Source organism: Pseudomonas sp. URIL14HWK12:I12, assembly GCF_003097135.1.
Classification (GTDB): Bacteria; Pseudomonadota; Gammaproteobacteria; order Pseudomonadales; family Pseudomonadaceae; genus Aquipseudomonas.
Map to the genome: position 1 here is coordinate 172850 of NZ_QEQL01000008.1, position 15784 is coordinate 188633.

Annotated in this window: 17 protein-coding genes; 7 read left to right on the top strand and 10 right to left on the bottom strand. The window is 62.3% G+C overall.

Features of this window, described 5'->3' with window-relative positions; translation table 11 throughout:
• Positions 1–52: 52 nt before the first annotated feature.
• Positions 53–1063, bottom strand: coding sequence for a bile acid:sodium symporter family protein (locus tag F474_RS21735; protein ID WP_097089226.1), 1011 nt, complete (start codon positions 1061–1063; stop codon positions 53–55).
• Between the two features lie 94 nt (positions 1064–1157).
• Here F474_RS21735 and F474_RS21740 point away from each other — a divergent pair, with 94 nt between their 5' ends.
• Both F474_RS21740 and F474_RS21745 read left to right on the top strand, forming a co-directional pair.
• On the top strand, positions 1158–1949 hold the full coding sequence (locus F474_RS21740; RefSeq protein ID WP_097089228.1) for a helix-turn-helix transcriptional regulator: 792 nt from the start codon (positions 1158–1160) through the stop codon (positions 1947–1949).
• 100 nt (positions 1950–2049) lie between these two features.
• A complete protein-coding gene (locus F474_RS21745; protein ID WP_097089231.1) occupies positions 2050–2934 on the top strand; it encodes a PA4780 family RIO1-like protein kinase in 885 nt (294 codons plus the stop codon).
• Here the strand turns inward: F474_RS21745 and cueR are convergent.
• From cueR to F474_RS21760, 3 genes are all read right to left on the bottom strand, one after another.
• Positions 2931–3335 carry a Cu(I)-responsive transcriptional regulator gene (gene cueR / locus F474_RS21750; protein ID WP_097089233.1) on the bottom strand — a complete coding sequence of 135 codons (405 nt, stop codon included), beginning with the start codon at positions 3333–3335 and terminating at the stop codon, positions 2931–2933. The two genes, F474_RS21745 and cueR, sit on opposite strands and share 4 nt — an antisense overlap.
• The gene (locus tag F474_RS21755) at positions 3332–5509 is read right to left on the bottom strand and encodes a cation-translocating P-type ATPase (protein WP_097089234.1); all 2178 of its coding nucleotides are present in this window, start codon (positions 5507–5509) and stop codon (positions 3332–3334) included. Before F474_RS21755 ends, cueR begins: the two co-directional genes overlap by 4 nt.
• Before the next feature lie 62 nt (positions 5510–5571).
• A complete protein-coding gene (locus F474_RS21760) occupies positions 5572–5961 on the bottom strand; it encodes a hypothetical protein (RefSeq protein WP_097089236.1) in 390 nt (129 codons plus the stop codon).
• Between the two features lie 132 nt (positions 5962–6093).
• Between F474_RS21760 and F474_RS21765 the strand changes: the two genes are divergently transcribed.
• A complete protein-coding gene (locus tag F474_RS21765; RefSeq protein WP_097089239.1) occupies positions 6094–6291 on the top strand; it encodes a heavy-metal-associated domain-containing protein in 198 nt (65 codons plus the stop codon).
• 57 nt (positions 6292–6348) lie between these two features.
• Positions 6349–7527, top strand: a complete 1179-nt coding sequence (locus F474_RS21770) for a multidrug effflux MFS transporter (RefSeq protein WP_097089240.1) — start codon at positions 6349–6351, stop codon at positions 7525–7527.
• A gap of 8 nt (positions 7528–7535) precedes the next feature.
• Here the strand turns inward: F474_RS21770 and F474_RS22730 are convergent, their stop codons facing one another.
• On the bottom strand, positions 7536–7712 hold the full coding sequence (locus tag F474_RS22730; protein ID WP_165830357.1) for a hypothetical protein: 177 nt from the start codon (positions 7710–7712) through the stop codon (positions 7536–7538).
• Positions 7713–8069: 357 nt separating this feature from the next.
• Here F474_RS22730 and F474_RS21775 point away from each other — a divergent pair, with 357 nt between their 5' ends.
• Complete coding sequence (locus F474_RS21775) at positions 8070–8762, top strand: helix-turn-helix transcriptional regulator (protein ID WP_097089242.1); 693 nt, start codon at positions 8070–8072, stop codon at positions 8760–8762.
• Here the strand turns inward: F474_RS21775 and F474_RS21780 are convergent.
• Positions 8759–9709, bottom strand: coding sequence for an adenosine deaminase (locus F474_RS21780; protein ID WP_097089244.1), 951 nt, complete (start codon positions 9707–9709; stop codon positions 8759–8761). The two genes, F474_RS21775 and F474_RS21780, sit on opposite strands and share 4 nt — an antisense overlap.
• 110 nt (positions 9710–9819) lie before the next feature.
• Here F474_RS21780 and F474_RS21785 point away from each other — a divergent pair, with 110 nt between their 5' ends.
• Positions 9820–10905: a calcium:proton antiporter gene (locus F474_RS21785; RefSeq protein ID WP_097089246.1), complete on the top strand. Its 1086-nt coding sequence runs from the start codon at positions 9820–9822 to the stop codon at positions 10903–10905.
• A 3-nt stretch (positions 10906–10908) separates the two neighbouring features.
• Here the strand turns inward: F474_RS21785 and F474_RS21790 are convergent, their stop codons facing one another.
• From F474_RS21790 to F474_RS21805, 4 genes are all read right to left on the bottom strand, one after another.
• The gene (locus F474_RS21790) at positions 10909–11589 is read right to left on the bottom strand and encodes an SDR family oxidoreductase (RefSeq protein ID WP_097089248.1); all 681 of its coding nucleotides are present in this window, start codon (positions 11587–11589) and stop codon (positions 10909–10911) included.
• A 59-nt stretch (positions 11590–11648) separates the two neighbouring features.
• A complete protein-coding gene (locus F474_RS21795; protein ID WP_097089251.1) occupies positions 11649–12236 on the bottom strand; it encodes a YigZ family protein in 588 nt (195 codons plus the stop codon).
• A 10-nt stretch (positions 12237–12246) separates the two neighbouring features.
• Positions 12247–12906: a TetR/AcrR family transcriptional regulator gene (locus F474_RS21800; RefSeq protein ID WP_097089276.1), complete on the bottom strand. Its 660-nt coding sequence runs from the start codon at positions 12904–12906 to the stop codon at positions 12247–12249.
• 68 nt (positions 12907–12974) lie between these two features.
• The gene (locus F474_RS21805; protein WP_097089254.1) at positions 12975–13889 is read right to left on the bottom strand and encodes a LysR family transcriptional regulator; all 915 of its coding nucleotides are present in this window, start codon (positions 13887–13889) and stop codon (positions 12975–12977) included.
• Positions 13890–13996: 107 nt separating this feature from the next.
• Between F474_RS21805 and F474_RS21810 the strand changes: the two genes are divergently transcribed.
• The gene (locus F474_RS21810) at positions 13997–15343 is read left to right on the top strand and encodes an aspartate aminotransferase family protein (protein ID WP_097089256.1); all 1347 of its coding nucleotides are present in this window, start codon (positions 13997–13999) and stop codon (positions 15341–15343) included.
• Positions 15344–15784 lie beyond the last annotated feature (441 nt).

A 15784-nucleotide genomic window follows, 5' to 3' on the forward strand; every position in this document is an offset into this window, starting at 1 on the left:
GCACGCTCCACCGGGGGTTGGCCTTGAGTGGACCACCCCCGTCCAGCAGCGTTCAGGCGGTGGCGGCGACCTGCGCGGTTTTGAACCGGTGCGAATAGCCTTCGGCCATGACCGAGCACACGATCAGCTGCAACGGGTGATAGATCATGATTGGCAACAGGATCAAGCCCAGAGCACCGTTGCCTTGGAAGATCAGCGCCGCCATGGGCGCCCCGGCGGCCAGCGATTTCTTGGATGCGCAGAACACTGCTGCGACGTGATCGGCGTGGTTGAAGCCCAGCAACCGGCCGGTGCGGGTGGTCAGGAACAGGATCAACGCCAACAGCAGCGCGACGCCGGCGAACGCCGTGACCAGCACACCATCGCCCTGTTGTTGCCACAAACCGGAGACCATGGAGTCACAGAACGCGGCGTACACCAGCATCAGGATCACCAGCTTGTCGACCACGCCGGTGTAGCGCTTGTAGCGGGCGAACCATTTGCCCAGCAAAGGCCTGAGCAACTGGCCCAGGACCAGAGGCAGCAGCAGCATCGTGCACAGGCTTAGCAGGGTAGGGCCCAAATCGATGCCGCCGGCACCGCTGCCGACCACCAGGCTGCACAGCCACGGGGTGATGAAGATGCCCAGCACGCTCGAGAGGCTGGCATTGAGGATCGCGGCGGGCACATTGCCAAAGGCACTGCCGGTGAGTGCAACGGATGAGGAAATGGTCGAGGGCAGCGCGCAAAGGTAGAAGAACCCCAGCATCAGTGCCGGCGAGAGGCGCTGGCCCAATACGAAGTGCGCGAACAACCAGATCAGCGGGAACACGATGAAGGTGAAGCCCTGAACCATCGCGTGAAGCTTCCAGTTCTTCATGCCGTGGCGAATCTGCTCGCTGGACAGGTTGATGCCGTGCAGGAAGAACACCACGAACACACCAACATTGACCACCAGCTCCGCGTGCATGGCGCCGCCGTGTGCGCCGAAGCCGGGGAAGAAATAGGCCAGCACGGTCGCTAGCACCATGCCGCAGAGGAACCAGTCCGTGACTAGCCGTTTGAGTTGTTTGAGCAATTGCATCGCAAGACCCACTGCTTCGTAAAATGAGGTGAAGGTTTTTCACGGTCAGGGTACTGTTTCAACCTATTTCCGTCTTGCGCTACAAGGCCAGATGATGCCGCCGAACGGACATTCTTCGCCTGCACGGGCCATTCCCGCGCTGTCGAGGCTCCCACGCCCTTTGTACGCCCGGGCCGAGAGCCTGTCGGCCGGCTCTTGGACGCCACCCCATCGGCATGACTGGGTGCAGTTCTCCTACGCCATCAGCGGCGTGCTCGGTGTACACACAGCCCATGGCAGTTTTTTCGCGCCGCCCCAGTGGGGTGTATGGATACCGGCCGGGCTTGAGCACCGTGTCACTACCAGCATGCGGGCACAGATGCGCAGCCTGTATGTAGATGCCCACGCCTGCCCTTGGGCCCAGTCGCGCTGCCGGGTGTTGGAAGTTACACCGCTGGCCCGCGAGCTGATCAAGGCCTTTTGTGAGCTGCCGGTGGAGTACCCCGAAAAAAACAGTGCCGAGTCGCGGCTGGTGGGTGTGTTGCTCGATCAGTTGGCGCAGTTGCCGGAGGTGCAGTTTTCCCTGCCCATGCCGGATCATGTGCGGTTGCTGGAGTTGTGCAACGCCCTGATGCACAGCCCCGATACCGATGCCAGCCTGGAAAGTTGGGCCCAGCAGCTGGGCATGGCCGGCAAGACTTTGACGCGGCTGTTTCAACGAGAAACGGGCTTGGGCTTTCGGGCCTGGCGCCAGCGCATGCGCCTGCTGGCTTCGCTGGAGGCGCTGCAGGATGGCGCTGGAGTGACCCAAGCCGCTCTGGGCTGCGGCTATGAATCGACCTCTGCCTACATTGCCGCTTTCAAAACGTTGTTCGGGCAAACGCCGGGTGAATTGTTCCACTGTTGAACAAACCCGTTATGCTTGCGCGTTGGCGGGCTGCTTGCATGCCCGTGCATTCAACCCAGCATTCGCCCGCTCCGGTGACCCGAGGACCGATACCCAACCGATGAAAACGCCAAAACGCATTGAACCGTTGATCGAAGACGGCTTGGTCGATGAAGTGCTGCGCCCGTTGATGAGCGGCAAGGAAGCTGCGGTGTACGTGGTGCGCTGTGGCCGTGAGTTGCGTTGCGCCAAGGTCTACAAGGAAGCCAACAAACGTAGCTTCCGCCAGGCGGCCGAGTACCAGGAAGGCCGCAAGACCCGTAACAGCCGGCAGGCTCGCGCCATGGCCAAGGGCAGCAAGTATGGCCGCAAAGAGGCCGAAGAAGCCTGGCAGAACGCCGAAGTGGCAGCACTGTTTCGCCTGGCCAACGCCGGGGTGCGGGTGCCCAAGCCCTACGACTTCCTCGACGGTGTGCTGCTGATGGAAATGATCGTGGGTGCCGACGGCGACGCTGCCCCCCGGCTCAACGACGTGAACCTCGAGCCCGAGCAGGCGCGGCAGTACCACGCCTTCCTGATCGAGCAGATCGTGCGCATGCTCTGCGCCGGGCTGGTGCACGGCGACTTATCGGAGTTCAACGTGCTGCTGGGCCCTGACGGGCCGGTGATCATCGATTTGCCCCAGGCGGTGGACGCCGCCGCAAACAACCATGCCTTCACGATGCTTGAGCGTGACGTCAACAACATGGCGAGCTATTTCGGCTACTTCGCCCCTGAGTTGCGCGCCACCCGCTACGCCCCCGAGATGTGGGCGCTGTACAAGGCGGGAGCGCTCACCCCCGAAACCGTGCTGACTGGGCAATACAAGGAAGAAGAGCACAGCGCGGACGTGAACGCGGTGATGCGCGAGATCGAGGCCGCCAAGCGCGAAGAGGCACGGCGCCAGGCGTTGCTGGCCGGCGACGACGAGTGCCAGGAAGAGCCGACGCCGCCCTGGATGCGCTAACGGCAGTGGGCGCAGCCAGCGCCCAGTTCGTCAAGGATCGGGCAGTCTGGCCGGTCGTTGCCCTGGCAGTGCTCCACCAGGTGGGCCAGGGTGTCGCGCAGGCTGGCCAGCTCAGCGATACGCGCTTCCAGGGCCGCAATGTGTTCGCGGGCGACGGCCTTGACGTCGGCGCTGGCACGCCCGCGGTCTTGCCACAAGGCCAGCAACCGGGCCACTTCCTCGAGTGAGAAACCCAGGTCGCGGGCCCGCTTGATGAAGCTTAAGGTGTGTACGTCCTGCTCGCTGTAGAGCCGGTAGCCGCTGGTGCTGCGCTGTGCGTTGGCCAGCAGGCCGATCGCCTCATAGTGGCGGATCATCTTCGCGCTGAGGCCGCTGCGCTGTGCGGCCTGGCCGATGTTCATGGGGCATCCTCCAGTTTCGCGGGCTTCCAGGTTTTGAGCAGCAGGGCATTGCTGACCACGCTGACGCTCGACAAGGCCATGGCGGCGCCGGCGAACACCGGGTCGAGCAGGCCGAACGCAGCCAGCGGAATGCCCACCAGGTTGTAGATGAACGCCCAGAACAGGTTTTGCCGGATCTTGCCACAGGTGCGCTGGCAGATGTTCAGCGCGTCGGCAACCCGCCGTGGGTCGTTGCTCATCAGAGCGATGTCGGCACTGTTGATCGCAACGTCAGTACCACTGCCCATGGCAATGCTCAGGTCGGCGGCGGCCAGTGCCGGCGCGTCGTTGATGCCGTCGCCGACCATCGCCACGGCTTGGCGGCGACTCAGTGCCTGAAGGTAGGCGGCTTTGTCCTGGGGCAACTGCTGCGCCTGGGCATGCTCGATACCCAGCGCATGAGCGGCATGGCGCACCGCACCCTGGCCGTCGCCGCTGAGCAAGTGTACCGAGAGGCCGCGCGCGCGCAGGCTGCACACTGCTGCTTCGGCGCCCGGGCGCAGTTGGTCTCCGAAAGCCAGCGCGCCCAGCACCCGGGCAGGGGCAGTACCGACCAGCCAGGAGACGGTACGCCCTTCATCGGCCCAGCGCTGGGCTTGTTCGGCCAGCGCACCGGGTTCCAGCCGGTGGTCTTGGAGCAGTCGCTCGTTGCCCAGGGCAAGTGTTTCGCCTTCCACCTCACCTTCGATACCTCGCCCAGGCAATGCTCGGGTGTTATGCGCAGTCGGCATGGCTACGCCTTGGGTTTGGCAGGCATCGAGTACGGCATGGGCTAGCGGGTGTTCGCTGCCTGCCTGCAGAGCGCCGGCCAGTGCCAGGGCACGCTGTGGGTCGTCACCGTCTAGCGCTACCAGGGTCGGCTTGCCGAGGGTCAGGGTACCGGTCTTGTCGAACGCCACTGCTTGAATGTGGGTGCCGCGCTCCAGCGCCTGGGCGTTGCGAATCAGAATGCCGTGGCGTGCGGCGGCACCGGTGCCGGTGATCAATGCAGCCGGCGTGGCCAGGCCAAGCGCGCAGGGGCAGGCGATCACCAGCACACTGACGGCGTGCACCAGCGCCTGCTCAAGGCTTGCGCCGTAGAGCCACCAGCCGGCGAAGGTCAGCGCCGCGAGGCCGACGATGGTGGGCACGAAAACCTGGCTGATACGGTCGACCCGTTGCTGGATGGGCGGTTTGCTCGCCTGGGCGCTTTCGACCAGGCCGATGATGCGTTCCAGCAGGCTTTCCTGGCCTACTGCGCGGGTTTGCACCAGTAACCGGCCCTCACCGTTGATGGCCCCCGCGCTGACCGCATCGCCGGGGGCTTTGTGCACGGGCAAGCTCTCGCCAGTGATAAGGGCTTCGTCGACCTGGCTTTGCCCTTCGCGCACCAGGCCGTCGACGGCGAAGCGTTCAGCCGGGCGCACCACCACCAGGTCGCCGACGCGCAGGCTGGCAACCGCCACCCGTTGCTCCTGGCCGCCCTTCCACAGGGTGGCCTGTTCGGGGCGCAGTGCTTGCAAGGAGCGGATTGCGCTCAGCGCCTGCCGCTTGGCTCGGGCCTCGAGGTACTTGCCCAGCAGCACCAAGGTGATGATGGTCGCGCTGGCTTCGAAATACAGATGCACTGGGTGACCGGCCGGGGCCGCCCACATCAGGTAAAGGCTCAGGCCGTAGCCAGCTGTGGTGCCCAGGGCGACCAGCACGTCCATGTTTCCGCTACCTGCGCGTAGCGCATGCCAGGCACCTCGGTAAAAACGTGCGCCGACGACCCATTGCACCGGGCTTGCCAGCAACAATTGCAGCCAGGCCGGCAGCATCAAGGGCGGCCAGAGCATCGGCAGCAGCAGGGGCAATGTGAGCAGGGCCGAGGCGATCAGCATCAGCAGGGCATGGCGGTCTTGTTGCTTGGCGGCGTTGGCCTGTTCCGGCGCAGAGGCGGGCTGGTGAGCACCGTAACCGGCCTGCTCGATACGTGCGATCAAAGCTTCGGCGGTGGCGGGCGCTGCGAAAGCTACACGGGCACGTTCGCTGGCGAAGCTCACGCTGGCTTCTTGCACCCCTTCAACCTTTAGCAAGGCGCGCTCCACGCGCCCAGCGCAATTGGTGCAGGTCATGCCGTCGATGGCCAGCTCGAGGGATTGTGGGCTGCTCATGGGGCGCCTCCTTCAGTTCGAGCCATGAGCATCAACCTTGCCACGCGGTCAAGGTCAAGCGGTCAGTCGGGGTAGTTCAGCGTCGCGGGCCTCAGCGAGAGCCCATTAAGGCCATTGACGATGCGGTACTTCTGGATCTGGCCCGGGTGCAGGACGATGGTGGTCGCATCCGGCGCGCCCATGCCGTGATCGCACCCGAACGCTGCGCCGGGCAGGGTCCGCAGGCGAATCGACACTTGCCCCGGGGGCAAGTTGAACGACATCGACTGCTCCTGGAACAGCCGGCCAACCAATTGGTCCTGCATGTACAGGCCGATCTCGCAAGGCGTGCCTACTTCGAGGCGCTCGCGTGAAATGATCAGCACCGTGTAGTCGGAAGGGCCGGCCGCGATGGCTGCAGGTGCCAGCGGCCAGGCGAGCAAGGCGAGTAAGAGGGCAGCGAGCCGGCGCATGGCGATACTCCAGTGTGACGTGCGTTTACAGAGGGCAGGGCTGCACAGGGCATCGGCAATGAACCATGAAACTTGACCTTCCCCCAATGGCAAGGTCAAGACTGTGCGGCATCCACCTACAGGAGGCAACCTATGCACACTTTGTTAGTACAAGGAATGACCTGCGGCCACTGCGTTCGTGCCGTGACCGAGGCGATCCAGGCGCAAGACCCTCAGGCGCAGGTAGAGGTGAGCCTTTCCGACGGCCGTGTGCAGGTGCACAGCACGTTGGAGGTCGCCGCGCTGGCCAGGTTAATTGAGGCGCAAGGCTATACCGCCCGGCCCGCCTGACGAGCAATTGGCAGCCTGCACGGTTAAACTCAGCGGTTTACACCCCGCAGGCCTTACATGAATCTCACTTTGCTCCTGATCCTTGGCGCGCTCAGTGCCTTTGGGCCGCTTGCCATCGACTTCTACTTGCCGGGTTTTCCGGCCATGGCCCATGCCTTCGGCACCGACGAAGCGCACGTGCAGGCAACGCTGGCCTCCTATTTCCTTGGGCTGTCCATCGGCCAGTTGATCTACGGCCCAGTGGCTGACCGGTTCGGGCGGCGGGTGCCGCTGCTGGTGGGTATTGCGTTCTTTTCCGTCGCATCCCTGGGCTGCGCACTTGCGCCGGACTTGCCGACGCTGGTGGTGGCGCGGTTCATCCAGGCATTGGGTGGATGCGCTGGGATGGTGCTGTCACGAGCGATCGTGACGGATAAATGCGACACGGTTGGTGCGGCCAAGGTGTTTTCGCAACTGATGCTGGTGATGGGCCTTGCTCCGATTCTTGCGCCGATGCTAGGTGGCGTGCTGGTCAACAGTGTGGGCTGGCGTTGGATATTCGTATGCCTGACGCTGTTCAGCACGCTGGCTCTGGTAGCGGTGGTGCTGCGCTTGCCCGAAAGTATGCCGGCCAGCCGCCCACGGCAGCCGTTGAGCGGTGCCCTGCGGCAGTACGGCCGCCTGGTGCTGGACCTGCCCTTCATGGGCCATGCCTTGATCGGCGCACTGGCCATCGCCGGCATGTTCGCCTATATCACCGGGGCCGCATTTGTCGTGATCACGCTTTATGGCGTGCCCGCCGAGCACTTCGGTTGGGTCTTCGGCGCTAATGCGCTGGCTTTCATCCTCATGGCACAAGTCAACGCGCGCCTGCTACCGCGCTTTGGGCCAGGGCGGATTCTGGCGCGTATGGTGTGGGTGCATGCGGCTGCCGGGCTTTGCTTGCTGCTGGTAGCGGCCTGGCAGCCTCCGGCATTGTGGCCACTGTTGGTGCCGCTGTTCGTGTGCATGGCTACGCTGGGTTGCATCTTGCCGAACGCCTCGGCCTGCGCAATGAACGGCCAGGGGCACCGCGCCGGCAGCGCTTCGGCCCTGCTGGGCTGCCTTCAGTTCAGCATCGCGTCGGTCAGTTCGTCTCTGGTGGGCAAGCTGGCCGACGGCAGCGCGATACCCATGGCGGGCGTGCTGGCTACTTGCGGCGTTCTGGCTGCATGCGTGTGCCTGGCCACCGGCCGCTTGCGCGCGGCGCGAGCTTGATCGTACGGCTAGACCGCAACGTTCGGTCTAGCCGGCAGCGTGTGGGGCGCTTGCAAGCGCCTTTGCAAGGTGCTGACGAACTGCTTGGCTTCCATTTCGGTACGGAAGCTGACCGCGTTGTGCCCCATTCGTACCTGCCAGAATTGCCCTTGTGGTTTCAGGATTTCAGTCAGCTGAATCTTCATCGCCGGGTGCCTCTCGATAGGTGATGGCCGCAGGCCATAGGCTTCGTTGATTCACAATGGATAGCAAAAAGCGTGCGCCAAGGTGCGGGCTGAGTCTAGTGCTGATGCAGGAAATTTCCACAGCCGTAGCAGGCAAATGCTTCAGGCGATGTGGGAGTAAGCTGAACGATTGTGAACACTTGCCCACGTTCATGCGTTTTGCGTCGTATCGGGTTGCGAGGCATTACACCAAAACCCCCGCCCGCCCGATGTGCAGCCTTTCCCAATGCCATTTCTGGCCGGCCAGCTCTGCTTATAATCCTTGCCATCGGCGCGGCAGCCAGGCGCCGACCCACGTGTTTCTCACAAGGATTGAACATGGAATACGCCCCCGCCATAAGCCAGGTGGCCACGCTGCTTGCCGACCCCAAACGCAGTGCCTTGCTCTGGGCCTTGATCGACGGTGCCTCACGAGGGGGGGATGAGCTGGCGCGGCTGGCGGGCGTGTCACTGACCTCCGCCGGGGCGCACCTCTCGCGCCTGTGTGCAGCAGGCTTGCTTACGCCAGAAGCGAGGGGGCGCAAGCGCTACTTTCGGATTGCAGGCCCCGAAGTAGGCGCTGCGGTCGAGGCCTTGGCGCATGTTTCGTTCATCAGTGCGCCGCGGCCCTCGCAGCCCGTCGAGTGCGGTTCCCCGGTCACAGCCGCCATGCGCCAGGCACGTTGCTGCGGTGAGCACCTGGGTGGCGAGGTGGCGGCTGCACTCCTGCAGCAGCTGCTGGCACGCCGCTGGCTGGAGCGGGAGGGCCAGCAGTTGCGTTTGACCCCGCGTGGCGCCTCCGGCCTGGCCGCGAAGGGTGTATTCGTACAGGCACTGCCCGCCCGTGAGCGGCAGCGAGCTACCCTCTGCGAAGGTTGGTGCGGTGCCGGTGCTCATATCGGCGGGGCGTTAGGCGCCTGCCTGTTGCGCACCGCCTTGCAGATGAACTGGCTGCGCAGGGTAGAAGGTGCACGAGCCTTCGAAGTGACGCGCCAGGGCCGTGAGGCGCTGGCGCGGTTAGGGGAGGGCTAGGCGGTCAGGCGAGCTTCCAGGCTGTTCTGGGCAAGGCGCCTGGCTTGATCCTGCGTCATGCCCAAATGCTCGTGAAGCGCGTGGAAATTCTCCGTGAGATAACCGCCAAAGTAGGCCGGGTCGTCGGAGTTGACCGTCACCTTCACCCCGCGCTCGAGCATCTGCAGGATATTGTGCTCACGCATGTGGTCGAAAACGCACAGCTTCGTATTCGACAGTGGGCATACGGTAAGCGGGATTTGCTCATCGATGATCCGCTGCATCAGCCGCTCATCCTCAACGGCGCGCACACCGTGATCGATGCGGTGGATCTTCAGCAGGTCGAGCGCCTCCCAGATGTATTCCGGCGGGCCTTCTTCGCCAGCATGCGCAACCGTGAGAAAGCCCTCGGCGCGGGCGCGGTCGAACACGCGTTTGAACTTGCTGGGCGGGTGGCCTTTTTCCGAGCTGTCCAACCCCACGGCAATGAATTGGTCGCGGTAGGGCAGCGCCTGGTCGAGGGTAGCCTGCGCCTGCTCTTCAGGTAGATGCCGCAGGAAGCTCAGTATCAGCCCACCCCCAATGCCTAGCTGCTGCTTGCCATCAGCGAGGGCCTGGCTGATGCCGTTGAGCGCGACCTCGAAGGGGATACCGCGGTCGGTGTGGGTCTGAGGATCGAAAAACGGCTCGGTGTGCACCACGTTCTGCTCATGGCAGCGCTTGAGGTAGGCCCAGGTCAGGTCGTAGAAATCCTGCTCGGTGCGCAACACGTTGGCACCCTGATAATAGAGGTCGAGGAATTCCTGCAGGTTGTTGAAGGCGTAGGCGGCGCGAAGCGTGTCCACGTTGTCCCAGGGCAGGGCGATGTTGTTGCGCCGGGCGAGCTCGAACATCAGCTCGGGCTCGAGTGAGCCTTCCAGGTGCATGTGCAGTTCTGCCTTGGGCAGCTGATTCAGCCAGTCATACATGGTGTTGCTCCAGCGTGTTGCAAAACGCCATTCTACCGAGGAGTCCAGAAACCATCATGCAATCATGTAGTCTTTAGCAACAATTTCTCGACTTATCCGTAAGGAAACACATGATCAGGGCCATCCTTGAGGAAAAATTGCTGGTGGTCGCGGTAGTAGCCGCGCTGCTCGCGTACCCGCTGGAACACAGCCTGCTCGGCCACGGGCAGGGCGTGGCGCTGGCCGCCGCCGGGGCACTGATAGCGGCGATTGTCTGTGCATCGCTGCGGGTAGCGCACCATGCCGAGGTGCTGGCCGAAAAGGTCGGTGACCCTTATGGCACGATGATCCTTACCTTGGCGGCCGTGCTGGTGGAGGTAGTCATCCTGGCCATCATGATGAGCAACGAGCCCTCCCCGACACTGGTGCGCGACACCATCTACTCGGCGGTGATGCTCGATATCAACGGTATCCTGGGCCTGGCCGCGTTGATGGGCGGTTTCAAGCACGGTGAGCAGCCTTACAACGATGACTCCGCGCGCACCTACAGCGTGATGATCCTGACCGCCATGGGGGTTTCCATGGTCGTGCCGGAATTCATCCCGCAGGCCAACTGGCATTTGTATTCGGGTTTCACCATCGGTGCGATGGTGCTGTTGTACGGGGTGTTCCTGCGCATGCAGGCCGGGCCACACAGTTATTTCTTCAGCTACCACTACCCAGAGAAAAAGCGTTCGCGCAACGCGGAGCACGAGCCCTCGGGCAGCACGGGTGCATCCGTGGCGGTGCTGGTCTTTGGTGTGGCCTTGATCGGCGCGCTTGCGGAGGTGATGGCCAAGGCCATGGACGTAGGGCTCGAGGGCAGTGGCGCGCCGCCAATGGTGGCAGCGATTCTGGTGGCGGGCATTTCCGCTGCGCCGGAAATCCTCACGGCACTGCGCGCCGCCTTGGCCAATCGCATGCAATCGGTGGTGAACATCGCGCTGGGGGCGTCGCTGTCGACGGTCATTCTAACGGTGCCAGTGATGGAGCTGATGGCGTTGATCAACGGCCAGCCTTTCCAGATGGCGATGACGCCGGTGCAGACGGTGATGGCCTTCATCACATTGCTGGTGTGCGCCATCAACCTCAACGACGGGGAAACCAATGCCATCGAGGGTATGACGCACTTCGTGCTGTTCGCAACGTTCGTGATGCTGTCGCTGATGGGGCTGTAGCGATTACCAGGGCAACACATCGCCGCGGTAGTTGATGAAGTGGTGGCCGCCCTTGCCAGCCCAGGCCTGCAACTGGGCGAGCATGCCGCTGGTACTGGTGAGCACATCGATTTCGGCGTTCTCACCGCCCATGTCGGTTTTCACCCAGCCAGGGTGCATCGACAACACGGTTGGGCGGGGCTCCGGCAACTGCAGGGTGAGGGTATTGACCATCGAGTTGAGGGCAGCCTTGCTCGCCTTGTAGAGCGCCGCCTCTATGGCATCGGGCGATTGCACACTGCCCAGGCCCGAGCTCATGAAGGCCAGCACGCCTGTGGCCGGGCGCAATTGGCCCACCAGTGCCTTGGCCACCCTTATGGGTGACAACGCATTGGTCATGAACAGCTCACCCACTTGCGTTTCTGTGACCGGGGCCAGGTCGCCTACTGGGCCCATGATGCCGGCATTGATGAAGATCACGTCGAATGTTTGCCCCGCCAGGCGTTGGGCCAGGCCACTGATTTGCTCTGGATGGTTCATGTCCAGTGACTCGACGCTCACGCTGTTGAGCACCTGAAGTGCCTCGGCCCCATTCGGAGAGCGTACGGTAGCGGTCACGGCCCAGCCTGCTTCGCTGAATCGCTGGGCCAGGCCCAGGCCCAAGCCGCGCGACGCGCCGATGATCAATACGGTTTTGTTGGCCATGCTCGTTGCTCCCGGCAGATATTGAGAGGCAAGCATACTGTAGCGGGCCGCCCAGTAGGTTAAAGGGGCGGCTTGAGCTGAATGCGCCCACGGCTCAAGGCAGTGAGTTGCTCGCCCAAGGCCGGGGCCGCCTGAGGCGGCAGCGCAATCCAGAGGTTCACGCCTTCTGCCGTGAAGGCTTCGTTTTCGATCACGCCGCCCGATTCCTGGATGCGCAGGCGCACCAGTGCGTGTTCGCTGAAGGTGCAGGCCAGCATAAAGGGGAGGCGGGTGATCAACTCCGACTTGGCCGCCTGTTGCAGGCATTTGTTGGCGCAACCACCGTAGGCGCGTGCAAGGCCTCCGGTGCCCAGCTGTATGCCGCCATACCAGCGGATCACCAGCACCGCCACCTGATCGCACGCTTGCGCTTCAATAGCCGCCAGGATCGGCCGGCCAGCTGTGCCGCCGGGCTCGCCGTCATCGCTGCTTCGGTATTGGCTCCCCAGTTTCCACGCCCAGCAATTGTGGGTGGCATCGGGGTCGCTGTGACGTGCCAGGAAAGCCTGGGCCTGTTCGGCGCTGTCGATTGGGCCGGCCAAGGCGATGAAGCGGCTCTTTCGGATCTCTTCCCGGTATTCGAATAGGTCGATGAGTGTCGAGGGCATGCTGGGCGCTTCAGGGTTGGGGCGCTTTGATACCACATCCTTTGAGTACGATGTGGATCAGGTTGTCGGTGGCGACGTCGAAGTCGTGGCGATTGAGGCGTTTGCTGCCGGTGACCTGGCAGATTTGCGCAGTAAAGTCTGCGTAATGCTGTGTGCTACTCCAGAGCAGGAAGATCAGGTGTATAGGGTCAACCGGGTCCATCTGGCCGTTGGCTATCCAGTGCTCGAATACCGCGGCGCGGCCTCGGAACCACTGGCGGTAATCCGCACCGAAATGCTCTGTCAGATAATGCCCCCCGCTGATCACTTCCAGGGCGAACACACGGGAAGCATGCGGATGCTGGCGAGAGAATGCCATCTTGGCCCGAATGTAAGTAGCCAGGGCCTGGGCAGGATCATCGGTAGCACGCAGGTGATTGAAACTGGTTTCCCAGAGGGCCAGTACATTGGCCAGCACTGCAGCGTACAACCCGAGTTTGCTGGTGAAGTAATAGTGGAGGTTGGCCTTGGGCAGCCCTGCTTTGAGCGCAATGGCATTCATGCTCGTGCCCTTGAAGCCATGGCAGGCGAACTCCTCTTCGGCAGCGCGCAGGATGAAGGCTTGGTTCTTTTGCCTGATGCGTGAGGCCGGCTTGGGGGTGTCTGGATGTGCAGGCATGCGATGAACCATCAGTGTGAGTGGGCGCGTTGATAGCGCAGGTGCGCGGCGCAGGCAAGCCTGCTGCCGGGCATTCGATTTCACCGGGCCTGGCCGAGGCTTTCCATGAAGCTTTCCAATACCAGGTTGGGCCGGCGCCCTTTGCGCGTGACCCAGGCCAGGTTCAGATCGTGAAAGCGCTCATCGGGCTTGAGTGCGCGCAATCGACCCTGTTGTACCCAGCCGTGCGCATAATGGTCTGGCAGGTAGCCGATGTAGCGGCCGGTCAGGATCAGGAACGCCATACCCTCTCGGTCCGATGCGCTGGCTGTGCAGTTCAATCGCTGATAGCAGGCCTGTACCTCGGCAGGCAGGCGGAAGGTTGGGGCGATTGCGTCCTGGCTGTCCAGGCGCCCCTCCTCTATATAGTCGTCTTCGGCGTAGAACAGCGGGTGCCCGACCGCGCAATAGAGCAAGGATCGTTCGCTGTAGAGCACGTTGTACTCCAGGCCAGGCAGCGGGCTGGCTTGCGGTACGACGCCGATGTTGAGGCTGCCGTCGAGCACGCCTTGCTCCACTTGGCTCGGGGCGATCATGCGTATCTGGATACGCACATCCGGGCCGCGGTCTTTTAACTGCGCCAGAGCATGGGTGATACGCATGTGGGGCACGGTGACCAGGTTATCGGTCAGCCCGATGTTCAGCTCGCCCCGTAAATGCTGATGCAGGCCGTTGACCTCCGTTCGGAAGGTTTCCATTGCCCCCAGCAAGCGCAACGACGACTGATAGACCTCTCGGCCCTCGTCAGTCAGCGAGAAACCAGCGCGGCCGCGTTGGCAAAGTCGTAAGCCCAGGCGCTGTTCAAGGTCGCTCATTTGTTGGCTGATGGCCGAGCGGCCGATGCCCAGAACGTTCTCTGCCGCCGAAAAGCCGCCACTCTCCACCACGCTGCGAAATACGCGCAGCAATCGAATATCAAAGTCGCTGACCTGGGCGAGGGGATCTCGACGGCTCATTGTTTAGCAACAACCGGAATGAAGATAGGTAAAACAGCCTGTTCGAGACTTTATCTCCGTGCCAACGTAGGCAGCAACAATAAATGCGGTCTACTCGAGGGCTTGAGATGAACATGCTGGAAAACGCACCCCAAGGGCTGGCTAGCCAGCTCAAACTGGACGCGCACTGGATGCCCTATACGGCCAACCGTAATTTCCAGCGTGATCCGCGATTGATCGTGGCTGCACACGAACGCCATCTGATCGACGATCGGGGCCGCAAGATCTATGACAGCCTCTCAGGCTTGTGGACGTGCGGCGCCGGCCATACCCGCAAGGAAATCCAGGAAGCAGTGGCCAAGCAGCTGGGTGTGCTGGACTACTCGCCGGCCTTCCAATATGGCCATCCGCTGTCGTTCCAGCTTGCCGAGAAGATCACGGCGCTGACGCCCGGTAAGCTCGATCACGTCTTCTATACCAACTCGGGCTCCGAGTGCGCTGACACCGCCTTGAAAATGGTGAAGGCCTACTGGCGGCTCAAAGGGCACGCGACCAAGACCAAGATCATTGGCCGTGCGCGGGGTTATCACGGGGTGAACATTGCGGGCACGAGCCTGGGCGGCGTCAATGGCAACCGCAAGATGTTCGGCCAGCTGCTCGACGTCGATCACATTCCCCACACGTTGTTGCCTGGCAATGCTTACTCCAAAGGCATGCCGGAGGAGGGCGGCATTGCCCTGGCCGATGAGCTGCTCAAGCGCATCGAGCTTCATGATGCATCGAACATTGCCGCGCTGATCGTCGAGCCCATGGCGGGTTCGGCCGGCGTGCTGCCACCGCCCAAGGGCTACCTCAAACGCCTGCGCGAGATTTGCGACCAGCACAACATACTGCTGATTTTCGATGAGGTGATTACGGGGTTCGGGCGTACCGGCACTCTGTTCGGTGCCGAGACCTTCGGTGTGACACCTGACTTGATGTGCATTGCCAAGCAGGTCACCAATGGCGCTATCCCAATGGGGGCTGTCATTGCTTCCAGCGAGATCTACCAGACCTTCATGAGCCAGCCAACGCCGGAATACGCGGTGGAGTTTCCCCATGGCTATACCTATTCGGCGCACCCGGTAGCCTGTGCGGCGGGCATAGCAGCGCTTGATATCCTGTTGAACGAGCAGCTGGTTCAGGCCGCTGCGGCACTGGCTCCTGACTTCGAGCGCTCCATCCACGGTGTGAAAGGGGCGGCTAATGTCGTGGACATCCGCAACTTCGGCTTGGCCGGGGCGATTCAGCTGGCACCGCGCGACGGCGACGCCATCGTGCGGCCCTTCGAAGCGGCTATGAAGTTGTGGGAGAAGGGCTTCTATGTGCGGTACGGCGGCGACACGTTGCAGTTTGGGCCCGTGTTCAATGCAACCGCCACCGAAATGGATACCTTGTTCGACGCAGTGGGCGAAGTGCTCAACCAGGTAAGTTGATGTGCCCTTGCCGGGTAATCCAAGGGTTACCCGGTTATTTTCAAAATAAAGGTTGACGCCTGTTCTGAGCCCCTTATAATGCGCCCCACTTCCAGCGACAACGGAACGCGAAACTCCTTGAGATTCAATGAGTTAGCGATTTTGAAGATGCTGGAAGTGCTTCGGTCTCCGGATTGAGCGCGGTGAAAAAGGTGGTTGACAGCAGGTTGTAACGCTGTAGAATTCGCCTCCCGCTTCAAGAGGCAGCGAAGCGAGTCAAGTGGTTGATGTTTCAAGAGTTTAACGAAAGCTTCTGAAAATAAACGCTTGACAGGAAATGAGGACAGCGTAGAATGCGCGCCTCGGTTGAAACGAAAGAATCAACCAACCGCTCTTTAACAACTGAATCAAGCAATTCGTGTGGGTGCTTGTGAGTTGGTCTGATGGTCGCTAGATTATCAG

Coding starts and splice junctions, on each gene's coding strand:
- F474_RS21735 (WP_097089226.1), bottom strand. CDS start 1,063: ATGCAATTGCTCAAACAACTCAAACGGCTAGTCACGGACTGGTTCCTC.
- F474_RS21740 (WP_097089228.1), top strand. CDS start 1,158: ATGCCGCCGAACGGACATTCTTCGCCTGCACGGGCCATTCCCGCGCTG.
- F474_RS21745 (WP_097089231.1), top strand. CDS start 2,050: ATGAAAACGCCAAAACGCATTGAACCGTTGATCGAAGACGGCTTGGTC.
- cueR (WP_097089233.1), bottom strand. CDS start 3,335: ATGAACATCGGCCAGGCCGCACAGCGCAGCGGCCTCAGCGCGAAGATG.
- F474_RS21755 (WP_097089234.1), bottom strand. CDS start 5,509: ATGAGCAGCCCACAATCCCTCGAGCTGGCCATCGACGGCATGACCTGC.
- F474_RS21760 (WP_097089236.1), bottom strand. CDS start 5,961: ATGCGCCGGCTCGCTGCCCTCTTACTCGCCTTGCTCGCCTGGCCGCTG.
- F474_RS21765 (WP_097089239.1), top strand. CDS start 6,094: ATGCACACTTTGTTAGTACAAGGAATGACCTGCGGCCACTGCGTTCGT.
- F474_RS21770 (WP_097089240.1), top strand. CDS start 6,349: ATGAATCTCACTTTGCTCCTGATCCTTGGCGCGCTCAGTGCCTTTGGG.
- F474_RS22730 (WP_165830357.1), bottom strand. CDS start 7,712: ATGAAGATTCAGCTGACTGAAATCCTGAAACCACAAGGGCAATTCTGG.
- F474_RS21775 (WP_097089242.1), top strand. CDS start 8,070: ATGGAATACGCCCCCGCCATAAGCCAGGTGGCCACGCTGCTTGCCGAC.
- F474_RS21780 (WP_097089244.1), bottom strand. CDS start 9,709: ATGTATGACTGGCTGAATCAGCTGCCCAAGGCAGAACTGCACATGCAC.
- F474_RS21785 (WP_097089246.1), top strand. CDS start 9,820: ATGATCAGGGCCATCCTTGAGGAAAAATTGCTGGTGGTCGCGGTAGTA.
- F474_RS21790 (WP_097089248.1), bottom strand. CDS start 11,589: ATGGCCAACAAAACCGTATTGATCATCGGCGCGTCGCGCGGCTTGGGC.
- F474_RS21795 (WP_097089251.1), bottom strand. CDS start 12,236: ATGCCCTCGACACTCATCGACCTATTCGAATACCGGGAAGAGATCCGA.
- F474_RS21800 (WP_097089276.1), bottom strand. CDS start 12,906: ATGGTTCATCGCATGCCTGCACATCCAGACACCCCCAAGCCGGCCTCA.
- F474_RS21805 (WP_097089254.1), bottom strand. CDS start 13,889: ATGAGCCGTCGAGATCCCCTCGCCCAGGTCAGCGACTTTGATATTCGA.
- F474_RS21810 (WP_097089256.1), top strand. CDS start 13,997: ATGAACATGCTGGAAAACGCACCCCAAGGGCTGGCTAGCCAGCTCAAA.